At 55.6% G+C, this 24,259-nt stretch carries 27 protein-coding genes; 13 read left to right on the top strand and 14 right to left on the bottom strand.

The annotated features are described in order from the left end of the window. Nucleotide 1: 1 nt before the first annotated feature. Together ACR0FE_RS18410 and ACR0FE_RS18405 are read right to left on the bottom strand one after the other, a co-directional pair. Nucleotides 2–493, bottom strand: a complete 492-nt coding sequence (locus tag ACR0FE_RS18410; protein ID WP_170613886.1) for a tripartite tricarboxylate transporter TctB family protein — start codon at nucleotides 491–493, stop codon at nucleotides 2–4. 76 nt (nucleotides 494–569) lie between these two features. Then, complete coding sequence (locus tag ACR0FE_RS18405) at nucleotides 570–1,553, bottom strand: tripartite tricarboxylate transporter substrate-binding protein (RefSeq protein WP_170613885.1); 984 nt, start codon at nucleotides 1,551–1,553, stop codon at nucleotides 570–572. Nucleotides 1,554–1,661: 108 nt separating this feature from the next. On the opposite strand from ACR0FE_RS18405, the gene ACR0FE_RS18400 reads away from it, so the two are divergent. From ACR0FE_RS18400 to ACR0FE_RS18390, 3 genes are read left to right on the top strand one after another with little or no spacing between them, the layout of a single operon-like run. Then, entirely contained in the window at nucleotides 1,662–2,330 is a 669-nt protein-coding gene (locus ACR0FE_RS18400) for a response regulator transcription factor (protein WP_170613884.1), read from the top strand. Beyond that, on the top strand, nucleotides 2,323–3,672 hold the full coding sequence (locus ACR0FE_RS18395) for a sensor histidine kinase (RefSeq protein WP_480914568.1): 1,350 nt from the start codon (nucleotides 2,323–2,325) through the stop codon (nucleotides 3,670–3,672). Before ACR0FE_RS18400 ends, ACR0FE_RS18395 begins: the two co-directional genes overlap by 8 nt. Beyond that, nucleotides 3,651–4,658: an ABC transporter substrate-binding protein gene (locus tag ACR0FE_RS18390; RefSeq protein ID WP_480914482.1), complete on the top strand. Its 1,008-nt coding sequence runs from the start codon at nucleotides 3,651–3,653 to the stop codon at nucleotides 4,656–4,658. Before ACR0FE_RS18395 ends, ACR0FE_RS18390 begins: the two co-directional genes overlap by 22 nt. Nucleotides 4,659–4,803: 145 nt before the next feature. On the opposite strand, the gene sigZ is transcribed toward ACR0FE_RS18390, so the two are convergent. Further along, a complete protein-coding gene (sigZ, locus tag ACR0FE_RS18385; protein ID WP_480914481.1) occupies nucleotides 4,804–5,490 on the bottom strand; it encodes an RNA polymerase sigma factor SigZ in 687 nt (228 codons plus the stop codon). On the opposite strand from sigZ, the gene ACR0FE_RS18380 reads away from it, so the two are divergent. Then, the gene (locus ACR0FE_RS18380) at nucleotides 5,442–6,203 is read left to right on the top strand and encodes a glutathione S-transferase family protein (protein WP_480914479.1); all 762 of its coding nucleotides are present in this window, start codon (nucleotides 5,442–5,444) and stop codon (nucleotides 6,201–6,203) included. The two genes, sigZ and ACR0FE_RS18380, sit on opposite strands and share 49 nt — an antisense overlap. A gap of 85 nt (nucleotides 6,204–6,288) precedes the next feature. Next, on the top strand, nucleotides 6,289–7,332 hold the full coding sequence (locus tag ACR0FE_RS18375) for a PLP-dependent cysteine synthase family protein (RefSeq protein ID WP_480914477.1): 1,044 nt from the start codon (nucleotides 6,289–6,291) through the stop codon (nucleotides 7,330–7,332). Nucleotides 7,333–7,497: 165 nt separating this feature from the next. On the opposite strand, the gene ACR0FE_RS18370 is transcribed toward ACR0FE_RS18375, so the two are convergent. The 7 genes from ACR0FE_RS18370 to ACR0FE_RS18340 all read right to left on the bottom strand — a co-directional run bounded on the left by ACR0FE_RS18370 (nucleotide 7,498) and on the right by ACR0FE_RS18340 (nucleotide 13,357). Next, nucleotides 7,498–8,514 (bottom strand): GlxA family transcriptional regulator, encoded by a 1,017-nt coding sequence (locus ACR0FE_RS18370; RefSeq protein WP_480914475.1) that lies wholly within the window; start codon nucleotides 8,512–8,514, stop codon nucleotides 7,498–7,500. A 340-nt stretch (nucleotides 8,515–8,854) separates the two neighbouring features. After that, complete coding sequence (locus ACR0FE_RS18365; RefSeq protein ID WP_480914566.1) at nucleotides 8,855–9,106, bottom strand: Na+/H+ antiporter NhaC family protein; 252 nt, start codon at nucleotides 9,104–9,106, stop codon at nucleotides 8,855–8,857. Between the two features lie 174 nt (nucleotides 9,107–9,280). Next, nucleotides 9,281–9,409 (bottom strand): hypothetical protein, encoded by a 129-nt coding sequence (locus ACR0FE_RS18360; RefSeq protein WP_480812880.1) that lies wholly within the window; start codon nucleotides 9,407–9,409, stop codon nucleotides 9,281–9,283. Between the two features lie 1,161 nt (nucleotides 9,410–10,570). Beyond that, nucleotides 10,571–11,737, bottom strand: a complete 1,167-nt coding sequence (locus ACR0FE_RS18355; protein WP_480914473.1) for an adenylate/guanylate cyclase domain-containing protein — start codon at nucleotides 11,735–11,737, stop codon at nucleotides 10,571–10,573. Between the two features lie 113 nt (nucleotides 11,738–11,850). Next, nucleotides 11,851–12,453 carry an NAD(P)H-dependent oxidoreductase gene (locus ACR0FE_RS18350; RefSeq protein ID WP_170613878.1) on the bottom strand — a complete coding sequence of 201 codons (603 nt, stop codon included), beginning with the start codon at nucleotides 12,451–12,453 and terminating at the stop codon, nucleotides 11,851–11,853. Further along, nucleotides 12,450–12,842: a nuclear transport factor 2 family protein gene (locus tag ACR0FE_RS18345; RefSeq protein ID WP_480914471.1), complete on the bottom strand. Its 393-nt coding sequence runs from the start codon at nucleotides 12,840–12,842 to the stop codon at nucleotides 12,450–12,452. Before ACR0FE_RS18345 ends, ACR0FE_RS18350 begins: the two co-directional genes overlap by 4 nt. 32 nt (nucleotides 12,843–12,874) lie before the next feature. Then, the gene (locus ACR0FE_RS18340) at nucleotides 12,875–13,357 is read right to left on the bottom strand and encodes a nuclear transport factor 2 family protein (protein WP_480914469.1); all 483 of its coding nucleotides are present in this window, start codon (nucleotides 13,355–13,357) and stop codon (nucleotides 12,875–12,877) included. A 141-nt stretch (nucleotides 13,358–13,498) separates the two neighbouring features. On the opposite strand from ACR0FE_RS18340, the gene ACR0FE_RS18335 reads away from it, so the two are divergent. The 6 genes from ACR0FE_RS18335 to ACR0FE_RS18310 all read left to right on the top strand — a co-directional run bounded on the left by ACR0FE_RS18335 (nucleotide 13,499) and on the right by ACR0FE_RS18310 (nucleotide 17,673). Next, nucleotides 13,499–14,395: a LysR family transcriptional regulator gene (locus ACR0FE_RS18335; protein WP_170613876.1), complete on the top strand. Its 897-nt coding sequence runs from the start codon at nucleotides 13,499–13,501 to the stop codon at nucleotides 14,393–14,395. A gap of 51 nt (nucleotides 14,396–14,446) precedes the next feature. Further along, nucleotides 14,447–15,226, top strand: coding sequence for a helix-turn-helix domain-containing protein (locus tag ACR0FE_RS18330; RefSeq protein ID WP_480914468.1), 780 nt, complete (start codon nucleotides 14,447–14,449; stop codon nucleotides 15,224–15,226). Further along, the gene (locus tag ACR0FE_RS18325; RefSeq protein WP_480914467.1) at nucleotides 15,219–15,332 is read left to right on the top strand and encodes an AraC family transcriptional regulator; all 114 of its coding nucleotides are present in this window, start codon (nucleotides 15,219–15,221) and stop codon (nucleotides 15,330–15,332) included. Before ACR0FE_RS18330 ends, ACR0FE_RS18325 begins: the two co-directional genes overlap by 8 nt. Before the next feature lie 113 nt (nucleotides 15,333–15,445). Next, nucleotides 15,446–16,399, top strand: coding sequence for an alpha/beta hydrolase (locus ACR0FE_RS18320; protein WP_480914465.1), 954 nt, complete (start codon nucleotides 15,446–15,448; stop codon nucleotides 16,397–16,399). Nucleotides 16,400–16,459: 60 nt separating this feature from the next. Continuing rightward, nucleotides 16,460–16,969 (top strand): nuclear transport factor 2 family protein, encoded by a 510-nt coding sequence (locus ACR0FE_RS18315; protein WP_480914463.1) that lies wholly within the window; start codon nucleotides 16,460–16,462, stop codon nucleotides 16,967–16,969. Nucleotides 16,970–16,980: 11 nt separating this feature from the next. Further along, on the top strand, nucleotides 16,981–17,673 hold the full coding sequence (locus ACR0FE_RS18310; protein WP_480914461.1) for an SDR family oxidoreductase: 693 nt from the start codon (nucleotides 16,981–16,983) through the stop codon (nucleotides 17,671–17,673). Nucleotides 17,674–17,675: 2 nt separating this feature from the next. On the opposite strand, the gene ACR0FE_RS18305 is transcribed toward ACR0FE_RS18310, so the two are convergent. Further along, nucleotides 17,676–18,512 (bottom strand): LysR family transcriptional regulator, encoded by an 837-nt coding sequence (locus tag ACR0FE_RS18305; protein ID WP_170613871.1) that lies wholly within the window; start codon nucleotides 18,510–18,512, stop codon nucleotides 17,676–17,678. A 91-nt stretch (nucleotides 18,513–18,603) separates the two neighbouring features. On the opposite strand from ACR0FE_RS18305, the gene ACR0FE_RS18300 reads away from it, so the two are divergent. Both ACR0FE_RS18300 and ACR0FE_RS18295 read left to right on the top strand, forming a co-directional pair. Beyond that, the gene (locus ACR0FE_RS18300) at nucleotides 18,604–19,599 is read left to right on the top strand and encodes a quinone oxidoreductase family protein (protein ID WP_480914459.1); all 996 of its coding nucleotides are present in this window, start codon (nucleotides 18,604–18,606) and stop codon (nucleotides 19,597–19,599) included. Nucleotides 19,600–19,630: 31 nt separating this feature from the next. After that, the gene (locus ACR0FE_RS18295; RefSeq protein WP_480914458.1) at nucleotides 19,631–20,371 is read left to right on the top strand and encodes an SDR family oxidoreductase; all 741 of its coding nucleotides are present in this window, start codon (nucleotides 19,631–19,633) and stop codon (nucleotides 20,369–20,371) included. A 404-nt stretch (nucleotides 20,372–20,775) separates the two neighbouring features. Here ACR0FE_RS18295 and ACR0FE_RS18290 read toward each other — a convergent pair whose 3' ends face one another. From ACR0FE_RS18290 to gntH, 3 genes are all read right to left on the bottom strand, one after another. Continuing rightward, nucleotides 20,776–21,444 carry a hypothetical protein gene (locus ACR0FE_RS18290; protein ID WP_480914456.1) on the bottom strand — a complete coding sequence of 223 codons (669 nt, stop codon included), beginning with the start codon at nucleotides 21,442–21,444 and terminating at the stop codon, nucleotides 20,776–20,778. A gap of 354 nt (nucleotides 21,445–21,798) precedes the next feature. Beyond that, a complete protein-coding gene (locus tag ACR0FE_RS18285; RefSeq protein WP_170381941.1) occupies nucleotides 21,799–22,779 on the bottom strand; it encodes a CobW family GTP-binding protein in 981 nt (326 codons plus the stop codon). A 4-nt stretch (nucleotides 22,780–22,783) separates the two neighbouring features. Continuing rightward, the gene (gene gntH, locus ACR0FE_RS18280; RefSeq protein WP_480914454.1) at nucleotides 22,784–24,256 is read right to left on the bottom strand and encodes a guanitoxin biosynthesis MBL fold metallo-hydrolase GntH; all 1,473 of its coding nucleotides are present in this window, start codon (nucleotides 24,254–24,256) and stop codon (nucleotides 22,784–22,786) included. Nucleotides 24,257–24,259 lie beyond the last annotated feature (3 nt).

Genomic DNA, 24,259 nt, shown 5'->3' with positions numbered 1-24,259 from the left:
CTCAAACTCCGTTCAGAAGTGATGGCATCGGGCTGAGGAAAATGCCCAGGACCACATCAACCAGATACCAGATACTGCCGGCCGCGATGGCCGCTACCACAGCCATCAGGACATAGCGGCGTTCCCCCAAAATGAAGTTACCGCAAGTAAGAAACAGGAACGTGGCCGCCAGGAACCCAAGCGGGCGGAGCAAAAAAGCATATGCAACCATGAGGCCTAATAGAGACAGCGCTTGCCCAACCTTGTACTCGCCCAATCGGGACAGGTTGATATCCGCGGCTTCCTCTTTCGCCGGGGCTTTCTCGAAGCCGAGCAGAATAGCCAGTGACAGCAATATTCCACCTGCGGCAAGAACCTTGGGAAATGTCGACGGCCAGAGCGGCCGCTGTTTCATGATCGGCGGCAGCAGATCGTCCATTGTGAAATAAGCCGCGTAGCCATAGGCAAGACATAGCATCAGGATGACAAGCGCTATCCAGCGATCAATCACCATCGACCTCTCCCTCTTTTATCGGTACCACGCCCGGGCAGTCCCGGGCGCATTTGTGTTTGGAAGCGAATTAGCGTGATCAGAGGAAGCCAAGCTGCCGCATCAGATCGCCGATAACCTTCTCTTGATTTTCCAGGAAGGTTTGGAAATCGTCGCCGGGGTTGTGAATGTTCACCCAACCGTTGCGCGAACGAACTTCTTCCCATTCGGGCGTGTCGTACATTTTGGCGATGGCCTCCTGATAGGCCGCCAACTGTTCGGCGGGCAGACCCGGTGCCGCGAAGAACCCACGCCAGTTGACAAAGGTTGTGTCGTTGCCTTGCTCGACCATGGTCGGTGCATCCGGGTACGCATCCACGCGATCCGAGGACGTCACTCCGATGATACGGACCTCTCCGGCCTTGGCCAGTTCCACGGCTTCGGAAAAGCCGGTTGAAACCGCCTGTACTTCGCCAGACAGCAAACCCGCCATCGTCGCACCGCCGCCGTCATATGGGACATACTTCATCGCGACCGGGTCGGCGCCCGCCGCCTGGAACACCATCGCGGCAACCAGATGATCCATCCCGCCCGGGACCGAACCACCACCTACGGCAACGCCCGCGGGATCGGCGTTGAACGCCTCAATCAAGCCATTGACGTCTTGAATGTCGCTGTCCGCAGGAACAACCAGCGCCGCGTAGTCACCGATAGTTCCGGCAACCAGTGTCAGATCGCGGAAGCTTTGCGGGAAGACACCAGTCAATGAACGGATCACGATAGGCGTTGAGTTCACCATCAGCGTGCCGTGATTGCTGGCCGCGTTTTCGATCAGATAACCGATGGCTTTGCCACCACCGCCACCTGACATGTTCTCGTAGCTGGCAGTTCCAACAAGACCCGACTTGGTCAGCGCTTCACCAGTTCCGCGCGCCGTGCCATCCCAGCCGCCGCCGGCACCGCCAGGGATCAGAAAGTGGATGCTGTCCACGACCTGGTGACCATCAGCAGCCGCCGAGCCGACAAGACCAAACGCCGCAACAGCCGCAAGAAGGGCCCGACGGCCCAGTTCGAAATTCGACATAATGTCCTCCCAATTGACAACCGTCCGCACTACGGATCAGTTGATGTTGGAGAATGCACACCAACCTGACACAGACCTGTCACGCAGAAAAAATCGTTCCAGAGCGCAATGAAGTTCCTTCTTGTCGAAGACAATCTTGACCTTGCCAATGCCATCGCATCACGCATGCGAATAGATGGTCATGTCATTGATCATGCAGAGAAACTTGAAGACGCCTCGGCCTTTGTTGCGACCGGGGAATACGATCTTATCCTGCTCGATATCATGTTGCCGGATGGCGATGGCCGCACGTTCCTTGAGAAGCATCGCGCCAGTGATTTGGACACTCCGGTGATCGTCCTGACCGCCCGAAGCCAGGTGTCGGATCGAATCGGTTCGCTTGATCTGGGTGCTGATGATTATGTCACCAAACCCTTTGATCACGCCGAACTGGAGGCCCGTATCCGCGCCGTCCTGCGTCGCAGGTCCGGCAATGCAAGAACCAAGATCGAGATCGGTGGCGTCGTTTTCGACCCGGTCGCAGGCCACCTGACTGTCGGGGGTGAGGCCGTTACAATGCGCAATCGCGAACTGCGCCTTCTTGAACTGTTTCTCAACGCACCCGGCCAGATCTTTTCCAAGAACAAGCTGTCCGATCGGTTGTTTTCCTACGATGAGGACGTTTCGGAAAACGCGATCGAGGTTTACATTGGACGCCTTCGCAAACATTTGTCAGCCTCGAAGTTGAGGATCACGACATTGCGTGGCCTTGGCTACCGATTGGACCAAGATGGATAGCGTTGCGGTATCAGGATCGCTCAGAAATCGGTTGGTACTGATCCTGATCGGAGGCGCCGCGGTTCTCGCACTGGTCTTGTTCTTCGCCGTCCGAAACTTTGCGGTGCAGGTGGCGCAACAGGGTCAGGACAACATCCTTGACGCTTCGGTCACGTCGATGCTGGACGCCGCCACAATTCGGGATGGCACGGTTGAGCTTGACCTGCCCTACTCGGCGTTTTCGATGCTAAGCACCCCGGCCGACGACCGCGTGTTTTATGCAATCCTGCAGGACGGCCAATTCCTGTCGGGCTACGAGGACCTGACATTTGCCGATGATCAGACATTTCAATCCGACAATATTCGCGGTTCAGACGTCCGGAAAATCAGCGCAAGCCGCACCTTGATCGGGGCGAACCGACGAACAGAAATCCAGATTGTCCTTGCGCAAACGCAAGACGCTCTTTCCGAAACACTCGACCAGATTTCACGAAATGCTGCCCTTCTCGGTATCGGCTTTTTTGCGCTAGCTGCTGGACTTTCATTTTGGGCGACGTCGACCACAATTGGCCAGCTTGGCAAGCTGACGACATCCGTCGCGCGACGGGGGCCGCAGGACCTGAGCCCGTTCGCCAAACCAGTGCCACGGGAAATGGCGCCACTGGTCAAGTCGCTCAACTCGCTGATGGGACGGCTGGACCAGTCCCTAAGCCAGTCCGAGGACTTCATCGCAGAGGCTGCGCACCGAGTCCGCACGCCACTTGCAACCGTCCGTTCCTACGCGGAAGCCACGTTGCAGCGTGTTGAAAAAGAGGAAAATCGCGAAGCCATGCGGTCGATGGTGAAGGCCATCGACGAAAGTTCTCGTGCGGCAGGTCAGCTTCTGGATCATGCGATGATCACATTCCGGGCCGATCATCTGGAACGGCACGAGATCGACCTTGTCGAACTTGTGCGCGATCTGGTTTTGCGCCTGACGCCCATCGTGGAAATGAAAGATCTTTCTCTTTCTTTGGCAGGGGACGCGCACGTTCGTTATGCCGGGGACGCGATTTTGATCCAAAGCGCTGTGCGAAACTTAATTGACAATGCGATGAAATACGGACCTGTCGAAAGTGAGATCGAGATCACGGTTTCGAGCAAACCGACCCCCCGGATCACGGTGTGCGACCACGGGCCCGGTTTTCCATCTCATGAAATCGAAACTCTGACCACCCGTTTTCAGCGTGGAGCAAATGCCTCGAATACCATCGGCTCAGGACTAGGACTGACGATCGCGCGGGATGTCGCATCGGTCCATGGCGGCCAGCTAATTCTGAAAAACCGACCGGAGGGTGGCGCGTGCGTAACCTTATCGCTCTAGGTTTGATCTGGCTGTGCCAAGTCGGATGGGCGCAGGACTGGGAAGATCGGCAGATCTTCAACGAAACCCAGGCGACCACGTCCCTGCGTGTAGTCTCAAGCACAGACACGGACTTGTTCGCGCCACTGATCGAAGCCTTCGTCGCCAGCAATCCGGACGTGGCCATCGAATACCTGGTCACCGGAACAGCCGATATCGACCGGCGTTTTCGTGAGGAGCCCGAGGCTTTCGATATTGCCATTTCCAGCGCCATGGATTTGCAGTTGAAACTCACAAACGATGGCTACGCCCTAGCTCTGGAGGACCTTTCACATCCGGCCTGGGCGCAATGGCGGCAAAGCCTGTTTGCCTTCACCTCTGAACCAGCGGCCATTGTCATCAACCGCGCCGCCTTCAAAGGGCTCCCAATCCCGCAATCCCGGCAGGAGCTGATCGAGACGCTGCGTGCGCACCCAGACATATTCAGAGGCCGCATTGGAACCTACGACGTTCGCCAATCCGGTTTGGGCTATCTTTTTGCGACGCAGGACGCGCGGGCGTCCGAAACGTTCTGGAGGTTGATGGAAGTGATGGGCTGGCTTGATGCCCGGCTTTATTGTTGTTCGGGCGAGATGATCGACGACCTTACCAACGGAAAAATTGCGGTCGCCTACAATGTGCTTGGCAGCTACGCCGAAGCGCGTGCCGAAAGCCAGGACATCCTTGAAATTGTGCTGCCCTCTGACTACCCGACAACAATGATGCGGACAGCGTTGGTTTCAAGGGCATCCGGTGAACCGGCAACAGCCCGGCGGTTCATCGAGTTTGTTCTGAAGTATCAATCCAACCCCACGGACGGAGCGCATACTCTGCCGCCGCTTCAGGAAAGAAAGAACGGCACGGAACACGCAACCATTGCGCTTGAACCAGCCTTGATGACATTTCTGGATACCCTGAAGCGAAACAAGTTTCTTTCAGAATGGGAAAATGCGCTGATACATAAATAAGATCGCTTGGCGGTGGTCAGTTTTTCCTGTGTCCGAACATTGGTCGATCTTAAGGGTCTGATCTATTTGGGCTCCTGCCAGACTTCGAAACATGCGCAGCATTTCGTGCACTTATTCCTCTTCAAGGACGCTTCGCGGTGATGGTTCAACACGGGCCACAGTTTCCCACTTTGCGTTCATAGCCAACAATGTTGCCCTTTTGATCCAGAGAGAAATCACAGCAATTCTCGAAAAGTTTGCGCAGTTGACGACGGCTGGCCTGCACCTGGGACTTCAATGTTGAGTAGCTGACACCGTGTTCGGCCGCTTGATCTTTTTGCGATACGCCTTGCAGGTCTATCCTGCGTAGCAGTTCGCCCATTTCAGGCGGCAGAGCATCTATGAATGGTGCAACACAATTCTCCAGCACATGCTGGTCATTTTCATCCAGATCGCCGTACCAAAGGTCATCCGGATGAACAGATTTGTGCCGCCCTCTGCTTCGATAAAAGTCAGTGATCGTGTTGCTCGCAATCTGAAACAGCCACGATTTCAGGCTTTTGACCTCATTTGGACCGCTCATGCCCTGGTGGGCTTTCAGCAGGATCACTTGAAGCAAATCCTCTGCATCTGCCTCGTTCGATACTTTTGAGCGAAGGAAGGCAAACAGGCTGGCCCGGTATTCCGACCAAACACGTTCGATATCTGGTTTCGCTTGCGCCATTCGCGGCCACCCCATCACTGGCAAAACATATCCCTCAAGATCAACTTGTTGGAAGGTTTTTTCCCAATAGGTTCGTCTTTTTGCATCGCTGGTCGTCTTACAGGTCGGATCAACCAGAAAGGACTTCACCCAAGATCAAGATCGTCAGTTTCAAGATCTGCCCGTTCGTTCAGCGCGTCACCGCGATGCTCGAAGCGAAGCAGGTTCCCTATGATATTGAGTACATCGACCTGAAGAACAAGCCCGCGTGGTTTCTCGATAGCTCACCCACCGGCCAGGTTCCTGTATTGATTACCGAAAACGGCCAGTCGCTGTTCGAATCCGATGCAATCATCGAATACATCGACGAAATCACGCCGCCACTCCAGGAGAACTTGACGCCTGAGCAGCGAGCGACCAGTCGGGCCTGGAGCTATCAGGCAACCAAACACTATCTGGTTCAATGCAGCACGATGCAAAGCGCCAACAAAGAGGTTTTGGACGAACGCATGGCCAAACTCAGAAAATCCTTCCAAAAGGCCGAGCGCCAGTTGGGTCAAAGACAGTATTTCTCGGGCGATACGATTGGGAACGTGGATATCGCCTGGCTCCCTCTGCTGCATCGCGCGGCTATTGTTGAGGATCACAGCGGCTACGACATGCTCTCGGATTTCCCGAAGGTGAAGGCCTGGCAGCAAGCGCTTTTGAGAAGTGGAATTCCTTCGAAATCCGTGCCTGACGACTTTCACCAGAAGTTTTCTGACTTCTATCTGGCCGAGCGGACGTGGCTGGGGCGTGGGACCAATCCGAACGATGTCCCTTGCGAACCCGCACAAACCAAATCGGGTGCGTGCTGCGGATAACATGACGCGTCGGATCCTGCCCATTTGCCATCTGCAATGGGCAGACGCATAATTGGACAGAAAAAACAGCGGACATGAGGGTGAAATGAACTGTTGGGTCGCGGGCGCTATCGCAAAGATCAATGCAGATGCACACAGGTCGGCGGATACACACCTGTTCAAACTGCCGGTTCCGCATCTGGAAGGCGTGGACATCTACCTGAAGGACGAAAGCACACATCCGACGGGCAGTCTCAAACATCGGCTGGCCCGATCCCTGTTCCTCTACGCCTTGTGCAACGGCAAAATCAAAGAAGGCACAACCATCGTCGAGGCGTCATCCGGCAGCACGGCGGTGTCCGAGGCCTACTTCGCGCGTATGATCGGCGTTCCCTTCATCGCTGTAATCCCGAGAAGCACCGCGCATAGCAAGATCAGAATGATCGAGTTTTTTGGGGGCCAAACGCATTTCGTAGACTCTGCACCGGAAATGCACGGCGCATCGGTTGAACTTGCCAACTCCATTGGCGGCTACTTCATGGATCAGTTCACTTATGCAGAACGGGCCACCGATTGGCGCGGCAACAACAACATAGCGGAAAGCATCTACCGTCAGATGGAATGTGAACCTCATCCAGTGCCTGCGATGCTGGTGATGAGCGCGGGCACCGGCGGGACGTCGGCCACGCTCGGTCGTTTCATTCGCTATAAAGGGTATGATACCGCCCTGACCGTCGTCGATCCGGAGAACTCTGTGTTCTACGACAGCTACCTGACGGGAGACCGAAGCCTGACGTCTGAAACCTCCAGCCGGATCGAGGGCATTGGTCGACCCAAAGTCGAGCGTTCATTTCAACCAGATATCATCGACCGCATGATCAAAGTGCCGGACGCAGCAAGTGTCGCCACGATGCTCTGGCTGGAAAAGCGGATCGGACGACGTGCCGGCGCGTCGACGGGAACCAACCTTTGGGGTGCGTTGCAGATTGCAAACGAGATGATGGACGCCGGCCGGAACGGCTCGATCGTCACCCTGCTGTGCGACAGCGGAGATCGGTATCTGGATACGTATTACGATCCAGATTGGGTCAAAGCACATATCGGGGATGTCCAGCCCTTCGCCCAGAAACTGGCCGGTGAACCAAGCTGAGGCCAGGGCTGTTCAACAATGCCTCAACGATCGACTTTAGACACTGTAAACCAAGGCTATGCGTCCGTTGTTTCAATGCGCGGACCCAAAGCGGACCCTGGCTGGCCGTACCGAATCTGTGTCAAAATCCAGAAGCCAAGAATTCAAACCCCGGCCAGACGCCAATCATGCACGCCTGTCCGACCACCCCCTTCTGAATGACGTTGGCGCCTCGCCGTAGCGTTTTTTGAACCGCACCGTAAGCTGTGTCGCGCTGCCAAAACCTGTCGCGGCCGCGATTTCGGCAACCGTCATCTCAGTTTCGCTGAGCAATGCGTAAGCCCGCGAAACGCGCAGTTCGATGTAAAACTGAACAGGTGAAGTTTCGACATATTTTTGGAAAAGACGCTCCAACTGGCGACGAGATATCTGCACGGCTTCGGCTATTTCAGAGATATCCAACGGATCTTCCAGGTTTGCCTGCATGATCTGCATGGCGTTGATCAGGTGCTGGTTGCGACTGCCCAATGCCACCGAGAAGGCTGATTTCTGAAGCGTTTTACTATTGTTGGAGCGAAAGTGGATGCACATGTCTGACACGATTACCGCCAGTTCGTTTCCAAAATCGGATTCGATCATGTCCAGCATCATGTCGGTAGCGGCATGGCCACCACCACTTGTCATAAGCTCATCGTCGATCTCGTACAGGTTTGCCGACGGTTCCAAATCATGAAAATGTTCGGCAAATGCAGGATGGTTCTCCCAATGCAATGTGAACCGTCTGCCTGTGAGAACTCCGGCCTTTGCAAGGGCAAATGCTCCTGTGCAAACACCACCCAGATTACACCCAAAGGTTCTCTGACGCCTGATCCACGCCAGAACTTTCGGGTTCGTACTTTCCGCCGGTTCAATTCCTGAACAAACAAGCAGTCGCGAGGATCTCGGTAAATTGTGCAACGCAGAGTCCGGCGTAATCTCTATCCCGTTCGAACAAGAAACCGGTCTTCCGTCCTCCGTGATCAGAAACCACCTATACAGTTCCTTGTTTGTAACCTGATTGGCGATCCTCAGGGGTTCCACCGCAGCGCTAAAGGCCAGCATGGTCAGCTTTGGCAGCAGCAGGAAATAGATTTCTCTGGCCGACCCATCATACTCTATACGATAGCTGGCGGCACCCTTTGGGACAAAGTTTCTTGGGTTCATTTTGGCTGCTCCTAGCTTGGATCAGGACGGATGAAGGGCACCAACACCCATTGAGTTTTGGTGCAGGACGGTCAGGTGCTCGTCTGCGCAACAGGTTAACCGCCTTCCTCCCTGGACCGTATCCCATCGTTGCTCGCTCTGGGTGAGAAGAGCCCGTCATGGCGTAAATGATACCAATGACTGGCGACGGCCAGCAAGCAAGCAAATGCGAGCGGAATATACAGCAGGTTTACGAAATTGCCGTCTGCGATACCCAAGCCAAGCGCCGCGCTAACGAACGCACCGCCCGCATTCAAAGGGATCAGCGGAGAAACCAATGTCCACCTTTCTCAAGGCCACGTTACAAGTTCAACGGGGAACAGCCCATGGCGCGACAGACCGGCGCATACATTCGCCCCGGCAGTGCGATTGACAAATATGGATCACCCGTAACGGTATTGGTGGCAACGGATCTCAGGACCGCCGAGGTCGGAACACCGGCGAAGGTCTTTTCCTTTGAAAGGACCACTTTGATGATGGCTTTAAGGCAACTCACGCGTTCAAGCGCTCTGCCGAAACCCAGGGCCACCAGCACCAATGAGATTGTCCACATCATCGACTGAATGCCGCTGCGGTTCAAAACGAGATCAATCTCAGGAAACCCGGCATTGATAAAATAGCCGTTCTTGCCGAAAGTGAACGCTTCAAGCAGTCCGGCCGCCTGAAAAAAATGGCCATGGAGCCGCCCGCAACAGTCCAGCAAACAGCGACGAGATTGGAGGTTGTTTCATGACGGCCAGTATAATGACCAGAACAGCCGGAACGCATCATCCAGCGCGGTCGTGATTGCGTGAATAAGCTCTAACGAAACCTGAGACGTATCGATCAGAGTGAAGCCGACGACAAAATAGATCACGAGCGCGAGCGCTATATGGTCCTACCGGAATATTGGAGTTCGTTGGGGCACTTGCGCAGGCATGATGCATTCCTACGCTAATGAAAAGACAGTCATGACAAAACTGTGGGTTATGTCCGAGGAAGCGACAGGATTCATTTGAGCGCTTTGAGCTTCACTGCCGAAATACAGATCTTCAAGCAACGTCCTAATCTGCCAATTTCCGCACGACCCAGCGCCGCATTGGCGTTTCCAACACGCGGAAGTTGGCCCACCCTTGGTTTCGAATACTAATATGGCACCAATCGCAAACCGTCCAAGACAACTCAACCAATATTCAAAGACAGATAACTGCGGAAACAGGTGTGAGTGGTTTGATTCCGGTCCTGGCTAAGATTGCACTCAACGAACTGGAAATCTGTTCCGGGAGGCTCAGTTCCGCCACCATTGTGAGGCTCCTTAGGTCTGCCAATATAGCCAACATATCGAAACTGATATGGTTGCCGGTAAGAGACTGAATAGCCAGGGGAAGTGCCGTTCTTGAGACCGGAAAGAGTGGTATATGGAGCGTTGTTTCGCTAGACGCTGCCGAGGGGCCGTATTCATTCCAAAGCGGGCCTCGTGGCTCAGGAAACGAACGGCAAGTTTGTCCGCAGAGTCGTCATTAATGCACTGCACCGAGAATGACCCTTTTGCGGACGAACCAGACAGTCGGGCCGCAAGCTTCAACGTCGAAAAACCAACCGATTGTGGTTTTTCATCCTAACCGTATCCGCTGCGTTGAAGCTTCCTCAAAGCAGACATTGATTGAAGTCGCTGCATTCCAGTATCACCGACGTTGCGAGCATTCTCATTAAGCGCATCATGAGGAAGTTGAAGTAGGCCAACACCGGGGAACGAAGCTGCCGTTCCCCTCTACGTCTGCCTTGGAGTCAGCACCATCAGCGAAATCACACCAAGGGTAGGCTGCGGTCATTCTCTATTGACCCGATTCAGTGGTTTAACTTCACCCAAAACAGAAATTGGTATTTCAACCAAATCCAGAGGCACGTGGCCAACCTGTGCTCTTTCCTACCTTTCGCCGACTGGTATCAAAGTGCAGAAATAGCTACCTTCCCGGCGAAAAGATATATTCTTGCGATCGGTACGAAAATAACAATTGAGTTCGCCGACTAGTTGATTTCAGGAGCGTTTCTCTCGGGTCTTAAACACCTCGATTTCCTCAGGCAAGCCGCGAACAGAATGATAGCCGGCTGACTGGATTTTTCGCGTCATGTGCTCGGCGACGCTCTGTGCCACCAATATCTTTTCGTCCAGTTTCTTACACAGGTCCTGAACCCGACTAGCCACGTTCACAGCCTGACCGACGACCGTGAAATCCAAACGGTCCGGACTGCCGATGTTGCCAAAGGTGACGCGACCGAAATCAATGCCGACTACGAATTTGATTGGCTCTTTTTTCTTTTCGACTGCTGCATCGTTGTAGTCGCGCAGATTGGCCAGGGCTTGTTCTGCCGCCTGTACCGCAGATCTGCACGAGGCTGCCGCATCGTCATCAACGTTGAAAATAGCGAGTATGCCATCCCCCATGAATTTAAGAACATCACCCCCATTGTCCTGGATGGGTGACACCGCCATCTCGAAATACTCACCCATCATGCAAAGCAAGTCGCTTTCGGACCAGGATGAAGCTTTCTCAGTGAAACCGCGCAGATCCGCAAACAGGATTGCGGCAGAAACTGTTCTGTGTTCGTTGCGCTTTATGTGCCCCTGATCGATTTCTTCTGCGGGGCCGTGCCCCAGATAGGTTTGAAGAAGGCTCTTTTGCGACTGGCGTATCGCAATGGGTTCCAAAGCAGCGGCAAGTGCGTATCGCGTGTCTTCGATGTATCGGATATGCGAGTCCGAAAACCCAGCATCTGCGTTAGAGGTAAAACTGGTGCCCTGAACCGAGCCGTTTCCATGTTCTAGCGGGATGGCCAGAAAATCGGTGGCGCCTGCTTCGGCCAGCTCGGCATAGACCGGATGTTCTGCCTGGACATTGAGATCGGTCAGACGCTTGCGCAATGGGCGCCGCTGGGTGACGACATATTCGAACGGACTGCCTTGCCACGCACTGGTCGACAAAACCGTGGTCGGTACGGTGTAACGGCGGGTTTCCTCGGGTGTCCAGATGATCCCCCACGCGCTGAGCAAAGGGTTAGAGTAATTCTGTGCAATCCTTGCGCGGGCCAAAGGTACGCCAAGCGCGGTCAATCCTTCGCAATACCCTTTGACGATGAGCCTCTCGTCGCCCAGCAGGCGACCATCGGAAATCAACCAGTAGTTCAGGCGATCAATCTCGGTCACTGGGCTCTCACACTCTTGTTCCGCGCTGATAGTTTACCCGTCATTGGTAGTTAGAAAACCCGCGCCGGCTGGAAAAACCTGTGCTTTTATGCCGGGCGCAGGATAGGTCGGCCTCAGCTTACTGCCGCTGCCAGTGAGGGGTCGCCTTCCAATTGTTTGAGCAAACGGGCCTGTCTCACCTTGGGGTCCAGTTCGGGGTCGCTCAAATACGCCAACATATGGGGGACGTTCGCGTCAATCTGCTCCTGAGTGGCCACAGCCATGCCATGAGCCACGAACGGCCTTAGATACGTCATTCCGGCCAGGTTCGCTGTCTGTTGGAACGGTTTCAGAAACTCGGCCATCGTAAAGTTGTTGTATCCGCCTGCGTGATAGCTGTGCTCGGGACCTCCGGTCGAGACAAGGATGAGGAACTCACGACCTTTTAGTTGGTCGCCGCCCGGCCCATAGGCAAAGCGATAGTTCAGCACCTGATCCATCCAAGCTTTCATCACCGGGGGTGCTGAATACCAGTAGAATGGAAACTGGAACACGATCCGGTCATGGGCCAGCAAGAGGGCCTGTTCGGCTTCGACGTCAAAACGCATATCGCCGCGGCCAATGGCGGCCAGATCGCGGGTTGTCACGTCGGCGGCCTCTGAAAGTGCGTCAAACCAGGCGCGGTTGATGCGCGATTTGCCCAGGTCCGGGTGAGCGGTGAGTACGAGAGTTTTCATGTGTCTGCCTCTTGCAGGAACTTAGCGGAATAATGAGTGATCAGCTGGCGGCCATCTGTGCGGGTTTCGAAGCGCCAGTGTTCCTGAACGCGGGCTTCAATGTGGTCTCCTGAAACGGTCGTGGCACGAAACAGAACTTCGAAATGTGCGGCACCGGACTTGATTGCAACCTTGCTAACGTGATGCTCGGTTGGGCGCTGCAAAGTCTCAAGCACGCCACGATACCAGGCCCGCACGCGGTCATGCCCGCTGAGTGTGGTGTCGACGTCAGGCATGTCCCAGTGCACGTCTGGGTGGAGATCAGGCAGGAATTCTCCGATCGGATCCAGCTTGTCAAACCGGGCAAACCAGTCTGCGATGAAACTGCGGATTTCGGGGTAATCGGGCACTTGAAACACCTGTTAATCGTTTATTTGGCCAGTCACTCAGGGACCGGAGCCAGCGAGTATTGGGACCAGAAAAACGTGTTTGCCGCATCCTGATCGGCGGACAAGTTGGTTGCTTCGACGATCTTGCCATTCTCAATCCGATAGACGAGGGCCCATGTGGTATCGACATTCGGTTTGCCGTCTGCGTTCGACCAGCCACGGTGGATATCAACCACATGGGTCTCGTCCGCTCCGAAATAGATGGGTTCAGTCTGAAATCCGGCTTTGCCCAGTTGTTCGAAGAAGGCCAGCACCTCATCACGACCAATCTTAGTTCCGGACAAGGGGTGGCGGCCCGGGATGTGCCATTTGACGTTTTCGTCCATCACGGCTGCGATGCCGTCCAGATCACTGGTGCCATAGGCGGCAAAGAAGTCCTGTACGACTTTGATATTGTCTTCGGGGGATGCGGCCATGGCGGTATCTCCTGCGATCAAAGCAGCGGTGAGGGCAGCAACTTTGGTCAGACTGTTCATCTTGTGTCCTCCTGAATACTTGGTGACAGCCTTCTGGGCTGCGATGACACAAAGATAATAACTCCGGTCGCACGTGATAATTCACTCTTCATTCACCTCTTTCATGTATACAGTCTAATAATGGAGTAATTCGGGGACACGATGCGCCTGCCACTTTCCACCCTTGAGATCTTTACCGCCATCGCGCGCCATGGGTCGTTGCGTGCTGCGGCAGAGGTGCTGGGCATCAAACCGTCGACCGTCAGCCATCAGCTGAAAGCGCTGGAAGAACAGCTGGGCACCGCGCTTTTTGTCCGGACGACCCGCTCAATCAGCTTAACAGAATCCGGACGGGCCCTGATCCGTGGCGCAGGCCCTGCCTTCGACCAATTGTCCGAAGCAGTCGAAAGTGCCCGAAGCACCGGTCACGCCGCGCGGGGCACGTTGAAACTGGCGATGCCGGAATTCGCCTACCACCTGTATGTTGGTCCGGCGCTCAAGAGTTTTTGCGGCGCATATTCAGAAATCGAACTGGAACTGTCGCTGACCGATGCGCTGTCAGACATACTCGGCGAGGAGTTGCATGCTGGATTCCGTCTGGGGGATCGTGTGGCGCAAGACATGGTGGCGGTGCGGTTGACGCCGCCGCTTCCGGTGACCGTTGTCGCCAGCCCGGACTACTTTGCGGCACAGGGTATCCCGGAAACGCCGCGTGATTTGCTTGGGCACAACTGCATCCGCTATAGATTTCAGTCTTCAGGTCAGATTGCGCCATGGAGTTTTCAATCGAGCGAAGGGGAGTACTCTGTCGATGTGCAAGGCAATCTGATCGCGAACGCTCTTCCAGCTTCTGTCGATCTGGCCAAGCGAGGACTGGGACTGGCCTATACCTTCAAGGCCTATGTCGACACGCAGATCGCAGCAGGAGAGTTGCAGCCGGTTCTGGATGACCATTTGGCCCCCACCCCAGGAATTTTCATGTATTTCCCGCGCGAGTATAAATCTATGATGCCCTTGAGGTTATTCATCGACCACATAAAGCACCAGCAACCTGTTTGACCCTGCACGCTCAGACCTCACATATCGAGTATTGCAAGCCGGAGCCGCTTTTTGCCCCTAAGATACGCTGATATCTACCCGTCAGAACCTTTGCTGAACAGCGATGCGATGCAGCGCCCTTCGGCGGCTGGTTTGATGTCAGTGCGTTATTTTCGGGCCGAACCTGATCGGATGCCAGAGGAGGTGTTTGCGGAACACCATGTCCTTTTGAACCTGCAGGAAAAGGGGCATCGCGTGCAAAACTGGCGGGACGGCACGCTACGGGATTTCACCTTTTGCAAGGACGAGGTAATCGTGACCCCAGCAGGCATGAGGTCGGGGTGGCGGTGGTACGGTCAGTCCGACGTTATTGTGGTCACCTTGCATCCAGACAAGGTTCAGCGCTTTGCCCAAACTGAGCTTGGCACGTTGTTGGCGCCGGAACAGTTTCACGATCAGCCGCAGTTTTCCGATCCCGACTTGTGTGCTGCTGGCGTCATTCTGCGCGACGCGCTTGCAACAGACGATATGTCCTCGGCGGTGATGTTCGAGGCAATGAGCCGGGTATTTCTGGTCAAACTGCTGCAGAAATACGGCAAACGCTGTGCTGAAGAGGTCGAACTGTCCGCGCGTTTTTCATCTCAGCACTATCAACGGGTGCTGGCCTATGTGCAGGACCGTTTGGATCAGACAATCACCGTCGATCAACTGGCCCACGAGGCGGGCATGAGTCCCTCGCACTTTGCGCGAGTCTTCAAGGAGACGCTCGGCTCGACCCCTATGCAATATGTCATGGCTTATCGGGTCGAGCAGGCGATGAAAATGATGGAGAACCCTGCGCGCTTTGGGTGACATCGCTTTGGCCTGTGGATTCTCGGACCAGGCGCATTTTACGCGCAGTTTCAAACAGGTGGTGGGACAGACCCCGCGCGCGTTCCGCGCGGCAAATGCCGTCTAAAGCAGGATCTTTCAAAAACGCGGCAGTCCGGTGCAAGTATCGCTGCCTTCATCAGCGTATCTCAACTGCCATCGGGCTTGCGCCCATCCAGACAGATTTTGGGAGATATCGCTATGAACACCCTCGCCCTGAACACCGCCGCAGCGTTGATGGCGTCAACAGCAGCCGTCGCGCAGGTTGAAACCCGCACCGTCACCTTCGAGAACGAAGGCGCTATCCTGTCAGGCACGCTGTACCTGCCGGAAGAGCGCGGAGTTGAACCGCTGCCGACGGTCGTCGTGACCGGTGCATGGACATCGGTTCAGGAACAGATGCCCGCCAATTATGCCCGCGAGATGGCCGAGCGTGGTTTTGCGGCCTTTACCTTTGATTTCCGCGGTTGGGGCAAATCGGGCGATCTGCCGAAGAACGTGCGCTTCATTGAAAGCCCCGAGGCCAAGACATCGGACATCAAGGCTGCCATCGCATTCGTCGCGACCCTACCCGAAGTGGACGCAGATCACATCAATGGTCTGGGGATCTGCGCTTCGGCCGGGTACATGGTCGATGCGGCCTCCGGCAATCCGCTGGTTCAGCGGCTGGGCTTGGTTGCACCATGGTTGCAGAATGAAGAGATCGTCGAGGCAGTCTATGGCGGCGCAGAAGGTGTCGCCGGGCTGATTGAGGTGTCCCACGCCGCCGAGGCCGCAGGGGGTCAAATCATTCCTGCAGCAGGCCCCGAGGGTGCCGAGGGCGTTCTGATGCCAATCGGCGGATACTACTATGAGGCCGACCGTGGCGCGATCCCGGAATATGACGACAAGTGGAACAATGCGGGCTGGGAAGGCTGGCTGAACTATCACCCCGCCGACAATCCGCAGCGTTTAGACAAGCCATTGGCCATTGTGCACTCGGAAAGCGCGGCGATCCCGCAAGGCGTACAGACCTTCCTTGCTGGTTTCGCAGGCGAGGCGACAGCGCAATGGCTGGAAGATGTCACGCAGTTCGATTTCTACGACAACCCCGAGGATGTCACCCGTGCGGCAGATACCGTCGCTGACCACTTCCGCGCCGGTTCGAGCAACTAAGCCCTGTCCGGACGCCGAGTAATCGATCGGCGTCCACCCTCATCTATTCGGAGCATCCTCATGCGTAGAAAACTCACATCGACTCTTGCTGCCGTCTCCATGATCGGAACCGCGGCTCTTGCTGAACAACAGGTGGATATCTCGACCGCCATTACCGACATCGCAGCAGGTGCTGACCGCCACGACTGGACCCGCGTACGCGACGCGTTTGCCGATACCGTCACGACGGATTACACCAGCCTCTGGGGCGGAGGACCGGTTACACAACCCGCAGATGAGCTTGTGGCGGGTTGGTCCGCTTTCTTGCCCGGTTTCGACGCGACGCACCATATGGTGACCAATCATACGATCACCTCTCTGTCCGACACATCCGCCACGGCACAGGCTGATTTCACAGCAACCCATCGTCTTGATGACGACCTGTGGGTGCTGGGTGGCCGCTACGACTATGAGCTTGCGAAATCAGACGGCCGCTGGGTTGTCACATCGATGACCATGACGGGAATCTGGGAATCTGGTGACCGTGGGCTAGTGGCTCTTGCCGGCCAGCGCGCGGCCGAGGCGAATTGAAGGAAGGAACCATGACCAGTCAGCGCATCGCACTCGTGACCGGAGCCAATCGCGGTATTGGTAAAGAAGTATCCCGGCAATTGGCCCGAGACCACGGGATGAAGGTTTTGATGGGTGCGCGCGATCTGGTCAAAGGGCAGGCTGCTGCGGATGAGATCGGAAATGGGGCGGAAGCGTTGCGTTTGGACGTCTCCGATCCCATCTCAGTCGCTGCGGCTTTCGAGCAGATTGAAGCCGCCTTTGGTCGCCTTGATGTTTTGGTGAACAACGCGGGCTTGGATTACGACACCGACCAACAGGTCCACCTCGCCGATCTGGATCGGGTGCGCCGGGCGTTTGATACGAACCTCTTTGGCCCTTGGGATACCACAATCGCGGCGGTGCCACTGTTACAACGAGGCACGGATGCCCGGATCGTCAACGTCTCATCTGGCGCGGGGTCGCTGACCAGCATGTCCGCCGGCACACCCGGCTATGGCGTGTCCAAAGCGGCTTTGAACGCGCTCACCCTCAAGACCGCTGCCGCGTTGAAACCTCAGGGTATTCTCGTCAATGCCGTGTGTCCCGGCTGGGTTGCCACGGATATGGGCGGCGGGGGACGTCCGATTTCCGAGGGCGCCAAGGGCGTTGTCTGGGCAGCGACCTTGCCGAAAGGCGGCCCGACCGGAGGGTTCTTTCGCGATGGCGTCGCAATTGATTGGTAAGTTTAGCCGGGTGTCATGAAATCAATCAGCTTCCTGACCCGCGTGGGCAAAAGGCGGCGACTGGGATAGACGGCGAACATGTCCCGCGTCATCGGTGTAGCGTCTGTGACCTGCAGCCGTTGCAAATCACCGTCCATCATATCCAAAGGCAGCATGGCGACACCCAGGTTTCGACGGGCCGCCTGCGCAATGACATCAAGGTCGGTTAAACTGTGCGCGGTATGTTTAGGGTGTAGTGTCTCCCCGCTCTCAAGCACCCATGGCTGACCAGCTGTCAGGGCGGGCAAGGTTAGGAAGTCCAACCTGGATATCGGTCCATCCAACCAGCACTTCTGAATGAAGCCCTTTCCTGCGCAAAAGCAGTAGGGTACCGACCAAAGCCGTTTCGCGACAAGGCTGGAATCCGTCAGCGGGCCGACCCTAAAGGCCAGGTCGATATTGTCGCGAAAGAAGTCCAGCATGATGTTGGTCGTTGTCATCTCCAGCGCCACATCCGGATTCTGTTCCGCAAAATCCAACAGCCGAGGGCCAATGGTCGTGCGCGCGGCCAACGGTGGTGCCGTGATGCGGATGCTCTGGCGCCTGGTATCGTCGGTAAATCCCGCAACACCTTGCAGCGCCTCAATCGGGTTCTGGCATCGGTCCAGAACGCGACGGCCCTCCTCCGTCAGGCGAACCTGGCGGGTTGTCCGCTCGAACAGTTTGGTGCCCAGGTGGTCTTCCAACTCTGCAATCCTTCTGCTGACCCGGCTGAGCGGTATGCCCAAACGGTCCGCAGCCTTGGAAAAGCTGAGATGGTTGGCGACGACAGTAAACAGGGCAAGGTCGTTATAGATCATTATCCTATTTTTGGGATTATATCTCTCAATATCAACTATTATCATTCGATGCCGTGACTTCTACCTTCTGCGCGACAGAAGGAGACAGCTCATGCCTTTCGCCATTGAAATCACCCAGACCGGCAAACCGGACGATTTATGCAAAACCAAAAGGGCGACGCCGACCCCCGGCGCCGGGGAAATCCTGATCCGCAACAAAGCCGGAGCGGTCAACTTTATCGACACGATCATCCGTCGCGGTGAGATGCCTGAGGGGATGATGCCCGATCTGCCTCATATACCCGGAGTTGAAGGAGCCGGAGTTGTCGAGGCGCTGGGTGCGGGGGTCGAAGGCTTCTCTGTTGGGGACCGCGTGGCGTGGATGGGGCCGATTGGAGCCGGTGGATACGGTACCCATTCGGTGATCGCTGCGCCCTATGTCACCCGGCTGGCCGATACCGTGGAATTCGAAACCGCGGCCGCAATCCCCGTCAACGGGACGACCGCGCATCACATGCTGGTCAATCAGGGCGGCGCTGCGGTGGGCAAATCCGTGCTGGTTCACGCGGCAGCCGGGGGCGTAGGGACCATGGCACTGCACATCGCAAAGCATCTGGGCATGACCGTGATCGCTTCGACCAGCACCGACAAGGTTAGGTATGCCAAAGATCAAGGTGCCGATCATGTCATCGATTATCGCACCGAGGATGTAACCGCACGGGTGATGGAAATCACCAATGGATGCGGCGTGGATCTGACGCTGAACCCAATCTCGGGCGAGTCTCTGAAATCAGATCTCGAAATGCTGGCACCTCTGGGCACTGCAGTTCTGTTCGGGTTCCTTGCCGGTCTGCCAGCAGGCAGTTTTGCCGAAGACTTGGCGAAGCACTTCCAGAAATCCATCTCGATCCGAGTCAGCGACATATACACATATTTTGGTAACCGACCCGATCAGTTTAGCGCGGATATGGCCATAGTGTTTGATTTGCTTGAGACGGGCGTTCTGCGTCCGCAAGTCGCCGCTTTGCCCATCGCTCAAGCCGCCGAGGCACACCGTCGTCTGGAAGCCGGTGAAACCACCGGCAAACTGGTGCTGAGCATCGACTGATCAATCCAACAAAAAAAGAGGAGCAATAGCAATGAGTACGGTTTTCGAGACCGCCCTGAAAGGCAAGCATATTGTCATTGTCGGCGGTAGCAGTGGTATGGGGAAGGCAACGGCAGAGATGGCCACCGCCCTCGGGGCAAAGATCACCATCGCCAGCCGAAGCGCTGCCAAGTTGCATGCGGCGGCAGACGAAATCGACGGCGGAGTGCAGATCGCACCGGTCGATACAACTGATGAGGCCGGCGTGAGATCATGGGTCGGGTCCCTGAGCGCGGTGGATCACTTGGTGATCTCAGCTTCAAGTGCTGCGCATGGTGCGTTCACCGATCTGCCCACAGACGATCTACGCGCCATGTTCGAGGCCAAGTTTATCGGGCCCTATTTGGCTGCGCGCGAAGTGTTACCTGTGTTGGTTGAAGGCGGCTCGATCACGTTCTTTTCCGGTGCGCTCAGCCGTCGCCCATCCGCCGGAGCCACTGGCCTTGGCGCGGTAAATGCCGCAGTCGAGGCACTGGCGAAAGGGTTGGCGCTGGAGTTGGCCGGTCGGGCGCGGGTGAATTGCATCAGCCCTGGCATGGTCGCGACTGAAGCCTATGCCGAAATGTCGGACAAAGCACGTGAAGACATGTATGCGAAGGTTGGTCGCACCCTGCCCGTAGGCCGAGTCGGAGAGGCCGAGGACATCGCGCAAGCAGTGATCGTGGCGATGACAAACGGGTTCGTGACCGGCTCGGTACTGGATGTGGACGGCGGCCATCTTGTACGTGCTTGATGCCTAGCCTAAGTCCTACGTTAAGAGCACATTGCTGCCAACCATTTTAGTGGGTGGAAGAATTACCGATTTCCACATCCTCAGCAAAGCTGCCGTTCACCCCGAGTGCAGCGATAGTCTGCTTCCGACCCTGAGCGACGATTGCTACGTTCGTCATCTATGTCGTCTTTGGGCTCGGTGCAGACGTTCGCAGAGTTTTCACTAATGACTGCTCTGCGGACTTTGCAGACATCCGCAGTATTGCTCCAAAAGGACCGCAGTCAGCCCAAAGCGGACCTTCAACACCGAGTTTGCAATGTCCGAGAGGCGAACAAGTCCGTTCATTCTCATTTACCGCTGCAATACCCGCAACCGGCCCGGCATCTTAGGCTAAGAGTCCAGTCGAACAAGCTTAAAGCAGTTTCTTAATTGGGTTTTGAGACAATTACGCCGGTTTCTGGGTTCAGATCATCATTCGGATCCGTCAAAATGCCAGCTGGAAAGGAAACCGAGATGGGTAGATCCTTTGTATCAAGGCAGAGCATGTGGTTATTGTCCCCGTCACCCAGATCGGCAAGCGCGGCGGGCGTAACTGTGCGTTGAGATCCATCTTCGGCCTCTACGATGATCCTGTACAGATCGCGTTCCACATCGCCAGGTTCCTTGCCGTTCGCCAGCGTAACGCCACCCGCCCAAGTTACCCGGATGGCCTGTACGATGTTGTCACTTGGACAAAGGCTTCCTCTGGTTCGGCGTGGCCCCAAGTTTCCGACCAAAGTCCAATCCTCAACAACTTCGGCCAAGATCAATGACGGCCCGTCTTCCAGCGGAATCACGGCTACCGTGGCACCGCGAAAATCAAGTGTTCCATCGATGGAATGAAGGTGTCCAATAACCTCGACTGCAACCGGTGGATCCACGGAAACGTTCCCAAAATCCCCGATCAGAAGCACAGTGCGCAATTCACCGGGATCGGTAGCAGGCAACACTGACGCGCAGTGCATTGTTCCGATCTGGCCTGATTTTGTTACGACTCTGAAGTCACCTGCCTGCAAAGTTTCCAGATCTACCTCGGTTGAAAAAATAACAGGCATCCCGTCTTTGCCCCTGGAACCTCTGCAAATGAGATTTGCTACGCGGGGCAACGCCTCGAGCCCGTGGAAAGCGGAAAGCAACTCGGCATCTTGTCCTTCAGCTGAACTCGGCAATCCGAGGTTTGGGGTTGTATCTTCAAGTTCTCGACTTGAAACGTCCTGCGCGCACAAAGCCGTCCCCGACAAGGCAAACGCAGTGGCAGGTGCGAGCAATCTGATCGCTTGGCTCCATTTCCTAAGCTGCTTCAGCAATTAGGTTTTTCTCCGTATTTGGTCCGCGGTGCTGCGGGCTTTCGAGCTTTTACGTGCTGGAACTTAAGAAAAACAGGCAAGCAAGTTTTGTCTAACTTGCCGCTATGCGGTCGCCAACAACGCATCGGAAAGCTCGTATTCCGAAAGTGCCCCAGGTGCACCTATTGCAACAAGCCTTGTTTCAGGTTTTCGGTGGCCCCATGCGCCATCCCTTGCGATGTCCATGCGCTTTCCGACTACCTGTACAAGAATGCGATGATCCGGATCCTCTTCGCTAAAAACAAATCCCTTGAGGCGATAAACGTCGCCCGGAAGCTTTCGAATTGCACTCCGAAGAGAAGACAAGCTTATCGGGCGTTCAGCTTTCATCATAGTTGTTGAGAAGCTGTCCGAGTGATCAGAGTGGTGGCAACCACAATCCGGTCCATGTTCGTGATGATCGGGTATTTCTGTTTCGAGCTGTTCGGCGGCAAAGCGGCCAACAGAAAGAAGAATATCCAGTGGGACATCCGCGTTGACGGCTTCGACCAGACGATACCGACGGAAGCGAGACCCGAGCCAATCGTGCACCCTTTGAACAGCCGCCCTGTCGACGAGGTCGACCTTGTTCAAAATAACCATGTCCGAGAACGCGATTTGACGGAGCTTCAGTTCCATTTGTTCCGGCGCTGAAAATAGCTGTTCCGCATCGACCAGGCACATAAGGCTGTCCAAGCGGATCATGTCCCTAAACTTCTGATCGGTAAATGTCATCGCGATTGACGACGGGTCCGACACACCACTTGCTTCAAGGACGATGTATTCCGGTTTCTCAGGTCGGGCGAGAACGGCCTCTACCGTTTCGATCAGGTCATCTCGGATCGAGCAGCAAACGCAGCCATTAGCCAAACTCATCACATCATCTTCGAGACCGACGACCAAGTCGGCGTCTACGTTTATTGATCCAAAGTCATTCACCAGAACCGCAACCCGCAACCCGTGATTGCCGGTAAGGATGCGGTTCAAAAGTGTTGTCTTACCGGCTCCGAGAAAGCCGGTAAGGATCGTTACGGGGATTGCAGAAGTCGAACCGAATTCGATCATGTCGTTACTCTGCCTTCTTCTTGCGGTTCGGGATGACGTCATCGACCTTGACTACGAAATCGCTGGGCCACTCGGGATCGGGAGCACGGAATACGTCAGCTGGATAGTATTCTTTCGGATCAATCTCCATATCGCGGTATTTCTGGTCCTGCTGTTCGGCACGTGATGACCGCGGTGCTGGCGGCTTGATTTCATCCGGCAACGTGATCTTGCCTTCTGCTTCCATCTTGCCCAATTCGCGGAATGGTGCGACTGAACCAGATTTTCCGGGAAGTGTCGCCTTGCGATACCAGATTGCATCTTTGGTGACGTTGACGACGGCGACATCCAAACCCCAAGCGAACAGCCCATCATAGTGGGCACGGATTCCCGCCAGCATTTCGGCATCGATGTCCTCGTCTTGCGTATAGTGGGTTACCATTGCAAGCCGTGGGCGCGCCTCAGCCATCATCTTACCGACCGCATAGTGCGATGTATGATGCGTATCGATTGTGTAGTTAAACAGCTCTTGCGGCAGACCGTATTTGTAGGTCATCAACTGACCGATATCCTGTCCGGACATTTCGGTCACAAACACATCGACGCCTTTTCCGTATTCAAGGCTCAGTTCATCAGGGCGGCCATCGCCTGTCCAAACAAAGCTCAATCCGTTCCAATCCAGCCGATATCCGACTGCGCCGTCCTTGGCATGACTGCGCGGCCACGAGCGCACCGTGACACCGTCCTCGTCATAAACGATGCCACCTTCTTGGCGGAAATCGAATTCATTGACGTCGATCTCGTAGCCGTCCCCAATCGGGAAAACATCGAAGGCCTCAAGATGCCATTTGAGCATCTGCTGCATGCCCTTGACCATTCCGGCTGTACCAAGCTCTGGTGTCCGACCAGAGGGGCCGTGAATGCGCAGCGGCGTGTATCCACCAGACCAAGCCCGGAACGGGTAAATGTAAGGGATGTCTGCATAGTGATCGACATGCAGGTGTGTGATGAAGATGTCGTTGATCAACTGCCCCGGAACCTGCATCCCAATAATGTTGCGGACGCAGCCCGAGCCGAAGTCGAAGAAGAACCTCTTTCCGTTCCCCAACTCGACCATAATGCAGGTTCCAGCCTGATCTTCGCGGGGCGGAAATGGCGTCGAGCCACAGAACGATATCCGCATTTCGTCGGGCCCGAGGTCCTCGGACAGCGGGAAATAGTTCGCATTCGAACCTGTCATGTATTTGGTAGGACGGAAGTACTCCGGCAGAGTGATGCCCCCGGCAGGCCGACCGCCGTAAGGGTTCTTTAGGCTTTCGCCCAGTGGCCCATCACCGGGGTGCGCCTGTGCAGCTCCTGTACCATAGCTGACGGTACCGGTTGCGACCGCACCTGCTGCCAGTCCCTGCATAACGTGTCGCCGGGAAGGGTTTTCGATGTCGTCAGATTTCTGGATTTGTTCGTTCTTAAGTTCTTTGCCGTTGTCTTCTTTTGTCATGGC

Source organism: Ruegeria sp. K7 (genome assembly GCF_056531785.1).
Note: the sequence above shows the minus strand (reverse complement) of the source record. Positions and strands in the feature narration are given on the sequence as shown.